Here is a 2054-nt window from a genome sequence, read left to right as displayed (position 1 = left end):
GCGTGCAAAGAAACTCTGGACGCCACTGTCAATGATGCAGTCTATCTGTGACGAGTTAAGCATTGACCGTCAACGCTCAGCGGTAGCGTGTCAGGATTCAATCATCGAAGCGTTAGCACTTGAAAATCGCCCTCTTTTCATCGATGAAGCGGACTATGTGGTTGAGTCAGCGTCAATGGTTGAAGCGATTCGTGACATTCACGATATGTCAATGGTGCCAGTGATTCTGATTGGTATGAAGAACTTTGCGAAGAAGATTAAACGCTTTCCTCAGTTCGATAACCGAGTGATGCAATGGGTAGAGTTTGCGCACTGTGATATGGAAGACGCACGTAAAATCGTGAGCGCCATGTCAGACAAGGTGGAAATTGCTGACGACTTACTTGAGGCATTGGTAGCGGAAAGTAAAGGTGAAGTACGACGCATTGTGGTTGGCCTTTACCAAATCGAAATTTACGCCGTAAACAACGATAAAAAGACATTGAGCTTGAAAGAGTTTAAAGGTCAGTTCCACTTAGGCCATGCGGGGGTTTGATATGACATTCTTTAATTCAGGCCCACGCCGTAAGGTTTGGATGTCAATGCGCATACTACGCACTTTTAGCCAGGCAGATTTGATTATCACCACCGAAGGGAGTTACCGCACCGTGCGTCGTTATTTAAGCGCTTTAATCAAGGCCGGGTATATTCGTCAGCAAGGCCGTGGTCAATCCGCTAAATATCAACTGCTGCGCAATACGGGGCCAAAGCCGCCAGCCATTAAAGGCGATGCGCTTTTCGACCAGAACACGGGAGAGCGTTATGAGTTGGCTTGAAGCACTACAAACACGCGCCAACCTTGTACCACTAACCGTGATAGCAAAAGAGGTTGGATATTCCAAAAGCACAATTAGCCGAGTATTGAACGGCTCATATGGTGGAGATATCGAAGCGGTTAAGCACGCAGTGCAAGACGCTTATCTATTTAAAAAGGTGGAATGCCCACTACTGGGTGAAATTGAACGCAAGCAATGCGAGCAGAACCAAAACCGCCCCTTTGCTGCGACGAATCCGATGAGAGTTCAATTACACCACACATGCAAAAGCTGCACTTATCGCACTCAAGGAGGTGCACTATGTCATTAACTGAGGGGATTATCTGGTTGGCGGGAAGCAGGGTAAAAACCAGCCGAACCATTGGACGTTCGAGAGTGTTTGAGTGCGACTATGAGCCCTTATTATCTCATGGACGCGTCAAGCAGTTTATTGGCGAAGTCGAGCCAACCTTGATGCAGACAAGCCGTGGAGCCATCGCGGTGGTGCGTATCGGTAAGGACATTATCTTTTGGAATCGAGAACGTATTGCGCAGGTGCCTAATGAAAGAATCCCCTAACTACCTGCGTGAAGCACGAATCGCGGTACTACTGGAAAAGCGAAGGCATTACCTCGCAGCAGGTATCCAGTGGTTGAAAGCCAGCGCACTGGCTAAAAACAGAATTAATCAGCATTGGGCTGATGCCCGTGCAGAGTATTGCAATAAATACAGCGCCAAGGAGGCGTAAACAAATGAGTAACGATAAAAAAATCAAGATGGCGCAAGTGGTCGTAAGTGTTGGTTTTGATGGTGACCGCTTTGTGGTTCAAGGCGAGATTAACGGCGGCGGAGCTGAAAAGCTCGCGTGCTTTGCTGCTTCGGCTATCTCTGGCGCTATCTTGCCTACCGTACACAACACAGTGAACAAAATTGCTCATCTTTACAATGAAGTGGGCGAAGAAATGTATGACCTAGTACAAGCCTCTGTTGATGAGCAAGACGCTGAGGAAGCGAAAGTAAAAGCTGGCGTTAAAACTCAAACCGAATCAACTAACGTAACCCATTAAGGATTAGAAGATGACTACACAAAAAATTGATACACCAGAAGGCTACCTAAAAGATCGCAAAGGTCGCCTAGTTCCTGAAGATCTTGTTGAAGCGCATGACCTTGAGATGAATGATTTTGTGATCCGTATGGTTCAAAAAGCAAAAGAGCAGCAAGAGCTATTGCGCCAATTCAAGGTCGAAGGCTTTGCTGAA

Annotated in this window: 7 protein-coding genes; all 7 read left to right on the top strand. The window is 46.9% G+C overall.

What is annotated here, in order from left to right:
• Positions 1–535 (top strand): AAA family ATPase (locus tag RH88_RS12020; protein ID WP_005596274.1); only part of this gene is annotated, 535 nt, incomplete at its 5' end.
• Position 536: 1 nt separating this feature from the next.
• A complete protein-coding gene (locus RH88_RS12015) occupies positions 537–815 on the top strand; it encodes a hypothetical protein (protein WP_138944291.1) in 279 nt (92 codons plus the stop codon).
• A complete protein-coding gene (locus RH88_RS12010) occupies positions 802–1125 on the top strand; it encodes a helix-turn-helix domain-containing protein (RefSeq protein WP_005596074.1) in 324 nt (107 codons plus the stop codon). Before RH88_RS12015 ends, RH88_RS12010 begins: the two co-directional genes overlap by 14 nt.
• Positions 1116–1373 carry a hypothetical protein gene (locus RH88_RS12005; RefSeq protein WP_005596271.1) on the top strand — a complete coding sequence of 86 codons (258 nt, stop codon included), beginning with the start codon at positions 1116–1118 and terminating at the stop codon, positions 1371–1373. The genes RH88_RS12010 and RH88_RS12005 overlap by 10 nt, the downstream gene beginning before the upstream one ends.
• Positions 1357–1542 carry an ANR family transcriptional regulator gene (locus RH88_RS12000; protein WP_005596269.1) on the top strand — a complete coding sequence of 62 codons (186 nt, stop codon included), beginning with the start codon at positions 1357–1359 and terminating at the stop codon, positions 1540–1542. The genes RH88_RS12005 and RH88_RS12000 overlap by 17 nt, the downstream gene beginning before the upstream one ends.
• A 4-nt stretch (positions 1543–1546) precedes the next feature.
• Positions 1547–1861: a hypothetical protein gene (locus RH88_RS11995; protein WP_005596267.1), complete on the top strand. Its 315-nt coding sequence runs from the start codon at positions 1547–1549 to the stop codon at positions 1859–1861.
• A gap of 10 nt (positions 1862–1871) precedes the next feature.
• Positions 1872–2054: DUF3164 family protein (locus RH88_RS11990; protein WP_005596265.1), on the top strand; the 183-nt coding region annotated here is incomplete at its 3' end.

This window comes from Vibrio scophthalmi LMG 19158 (genome assembly GCF_000222585.1).
Taxonomy (GTDB): domain Bacteria; phylum Pseudomonadota; class Gammaproteobacteria; order Enterobacterales; family Vibrionaceae; genus Vibrio; species Vibrio scophthalmi.
Note: the sequence above shows the minus strand (reverse complement) of the source record. Positions and strands in the feature narration are given on the sequence as shown.